This is a genomic window from Sporomusa sp. (assembly GCF_035561255.1).
Classification (GTDB): domain Bacteria; phylum Bacillota; class Negativicutes; order Sporomusales; family Sporomusaceae; genus Sporomusa.
Window position 1 is genome coordinate 1 of the sequence record NZ_DATMXX010000332.1, and the last position, 3170, is coordinate 3170.

The window sequence follows — 3170 nt, forward strand, 5'->3', positions numbered from 1 at the left end:
TGGCACAGCTAAGAGGCTGAGCTTATCGTGGTTTATTATTTTCACACAAAAAGGAGGTGTATATATGTGTCAGGTTAACGCAAAATTTACTATTACTAAGTATGGTAATATTGTTGCCATGCAAAATTCACTCCGTGCCATGGAAACTGTGCAGGATATTCAAGTAGCCGAAGACGCACTTTTTGTATCTTTTAATCATCATAAGCATACTCAGGATGCTATTGCTACTGTAATTAAAGACCATGGCTTTGAGTTGGCGGCAGTTGCTCAGGATCACCATCATGGTTAAACATTAGCAGAATCACTTTAGTACTGTCCATGTCTACAAGGAAACAGATAAATACATAATGTGATGTAGGTTTTGAAACCACAAACAGAGCAGCTAAGAATAGCTGATCCTATTTGTGGTTTTTCTATTTTCCTGAGATTACTACACCTAAGAAGGTTGCATTTTGGCTGGCCGCCCCATTGTAATTATAAACTGTTCATTGTGGTGCTGGTACAAACATGCATTATTCATAACAATATAGGGGGATAAACAAATGAAAAATAATAAAAAAATCGCGTTGGCTTTTGCTGCGGCATTTACTCTAAGCCTGGCCGGCACCGCGCTAGCGACTCCCAATCCTTTTTCCGATATACCTGCCAAACATTGGGCGTATGACTCGATTAACAAACTTGCTAAAGCTGGTGTAGTATCCGGTTATGGCGACAATACTTTCAAAGGTGACAAAACGCTTACCCGTTATGAAGTGGCTGTTATTGTAGCTAAGGCTATGAGCAACACAGATAAAATTGATGCTGAGACTAAGTCTGTCTTGGACAGGCTTCAAATGGAATTTAGTTCTGAGCTGAATAATCTCGGTGTTCGTGTTGATGAAATTGAAAAGAAAACAGACAATCTAAAGTTTAGCGGTAATATTCGTGCAAGATACGACAATAATGAAAGGAACGATGGCAGCAAGGAAACTTTGGAAAAATTGCGTACACGTTTAATGCTAACTGGCAAAATAAATGACAGCTGGAGCTATAACGGACGATTGCAAAATATCCAGGACATTAAAACCGGGGGCTCAGAAGGGGAAACAGTACTTAATATTGCTAACGTCAGTGGTAAAATTGGCGGAGCCACCCTTACCCTTGGCCGCTACAGTATACTTCCGGTCTATGGTATGGTAATTGACGACCAGGTTGATGGCGCCATGGTTAGCTTTGGCAATAAAATGAAAGTTGATCTTGCTGGTTACAAATTTGACTCAAAGGTGACTAATAATGAAACTATTCTTATGGCCAGTCTAGCCTATGCTGCTAATAATAAGCTCGATTTAGCCGGCGCCTACTATCATTACGACGATAGCGATAAAAATATCTATGAAGCAGGCTTTGCTTACAAATTGAATAAAGATTTTACTGTAACTGCTTCTTACACTAAGGAAGATGTGGATAAAAATGACTCCTATTACACTAAACTTGCCTACAAAGGGGCAAATAAGTCTCGAGAGGGTTCTTACGGTGTATATGCCACTTACCGGGACGTCAAAAAAGGTACTTACATTGCACCGACCTATGACCAGGACTTTATTAGTTTAACTAAGGATACAAGCACTGGTGATGGTAAAGGCTACGAAGTTGCTTTTACTTACACACCTGTAAAAAATCTTCTGTTGACGACTAGTTATACTGATCTTGAGGGCGCTACTGACAAAACAAAAGATTCCCAATATTACAGAGCGCAACTAGAGTTTTTCTTCTAGAGATACAGTTTCAGAGCTAAGCCCAAAATTCCACATAAATATCAAGAACGGCTGCCAATACGTCTGGCAGCCGTTCTTGTAAAAGGAGAGAAGAAAATGCAAAACCGTGCAAGGACATTTCACATGATAAAGCTCATGTTTAGCCGTTCCAATAAGCTCTCAATGTCTTGCCCTCTGATATAGTCCCAGCCAAGCCACTTTAAACAGGCCTTATCCGGTAACTGGTAATCCACCCGGGGATGGAGCGCAGGGAAATACGCGCCGGCACAAATACGGCCAAACTCAGGCCCGGTTAAATAAGCAATTAACTCCTGTAATTCAGCAACCTTTGAGGTTTTTACCAGGAAAGACAGCGGGGTTATTAATGTTCCATCCTCCATCCAGATAACTTTGGCATCAATCGGTGGTGACACCGTATTAGCAAAAAAGTAGGGCATCACATAGATTGGCGGCCGGCCGGGATTATTGCTGGCCATGCTTTTAATCATTTGGGACGGGTGCATTCCGGTTCGGACTGATCGCCTCAAAGCCGCAATACCGGCGTCTCCATATTGTTTATAAATGTTCAGCAGGACTATGTCATCAAAGTCGCCGCTGCAACCGTTTAAAACCACCAGCTGTTCATATTCCGGCTGTAATAGATCAGCCCAGGTTTTCGGAACAGGCAGGCTACCCAGCTGTCTGCAGTCAATTACCACAACAACCGGGTTGACGGCAACCACATTATACCAGCCCTGGGTATCTACAATGCCAAGGTTGTCCAGGGTGCTGTGTACAGGTTGGGGCAGCCAAGTAGTGTAAAACCCCTTCTCTATAAATTGCCTGACAAAGTTTTTATTGAACAGATTGTAATCAGTGGTTAGTATCAAATCAGGAGAGTTATCAATATCCTGAACATGCTGGAGATAATCAGAAAAAGCCAGTATATCATTACTGCATGACCAGATATAGTAATTTAACTGTAGATTTTTTTCTGTTTGCAGTCTCTGCAGAGTGTCATGAAATGCATAGTTAAGTGGCAGGTGCAGGGCGCAGGGGAGTTGGGCTACAAAGTTAAATACACCCGGTTTGTTAATCACGACTGCTGACAGCCGGTGATTACGCTCAGTATTCTCAATTTCGTCACCAAGCAAGCGGGTAAATGTTGCTGGATTAATTTTCTTGATGCGCAGCAATGTCTTCAGGCGCAACACATCCCCTAAACCCTGGGAGAGATCTTCTTTGGTAAAAATGTTAAAACCATTAAAAATACCCTCTGTTTCAGGATATTTACTGACAATTTCCCGAATGGTGCATTCAAGCAAATTGTTGTTCATAGCATATCCCTTCCGCTTACCCCAAAATTAATTCTCTAAGACTTTACAGCCGTATCGTATAATACAGCGAAAGAAAATACAAGGGTTATTCATATAATCT

The 3170-nt window shown here is 41.6% G+C and carries 3 protein-coding genes; 2 read left to right on the top strand and 1 reads right to left on the bottom strand.

The genetic code is table 11. From position 1 onward, the window contains the following. The first annotated feature begins 64 nt into the window (after nucleotides 1-64). Together VN379_RS18360 and VN379_RS18365 are read left to right on the top strand one after the other, a co-directional pair. Nucleotides 65-289: a hypothetical protein gene (locus VN379_RS18360; protein ID WP_325536475.1), complete on the top strand. Its 225-nt coding sequence runs from the start codon at nucleotides 65-67 to the stop codon at nucleotides 287-289. Nucleotides 290-542: 253 nt separating this feature from the next. Continuing rightward, nucleotides 543-1754 (top strand): S-layer homology domain-containing protein, encoded by a 1212-nt coding sequence (locus tag VN379_RS18365; RefSeq protein ID WP_325536477.1) that lies wholly within the window; start codon nucleotides 543-545, stop codon nucleotides 1752-1754. Between the two features lie 119 nt (nucleotides 1755-1873). Here VN379_RS18365 and VN379_RS18370 read toward each other — a convergent pair whose 3' ends face one another. Then, nucleotides 1874-3070, bottom strand: coding sequence for an ABC transporter substrate-binding protein (locus VN379_RS18370; protein ID WP_325536479.1), 1197 nt, complete (start codon nucleotides 3068-3070; stop codon nucleotides 1874-1876). Nucleotides 3071-3170 lie beyond the last annotated feature (100 nt).

What these genes read in the sequence shown, in the direction of transcription:
- VN379_RS18360 (WP_325536475.1), top strand. Translation starts at nt 65, where the DNA reads ATGTGTCAGGTTAACGCAAAATTTACTATTACTAAGTATGGTAATATT.
- VN379_RS18365 (WP_325536477.1), top strand. Translation starts at nt 543, where the DNA reads ATGAAAAATAATAAAAAAATCGCGTTGGCTTTTGCTGCGGCATTTACT.
- VN379_RS18370 (WP_325536479.1), bottom strand. Translation starts at nt 3,070, where the DNA reads ATGAACAACAATTTGCTTGAATGCACCATTCGGGAAATTGTCAGTAAA.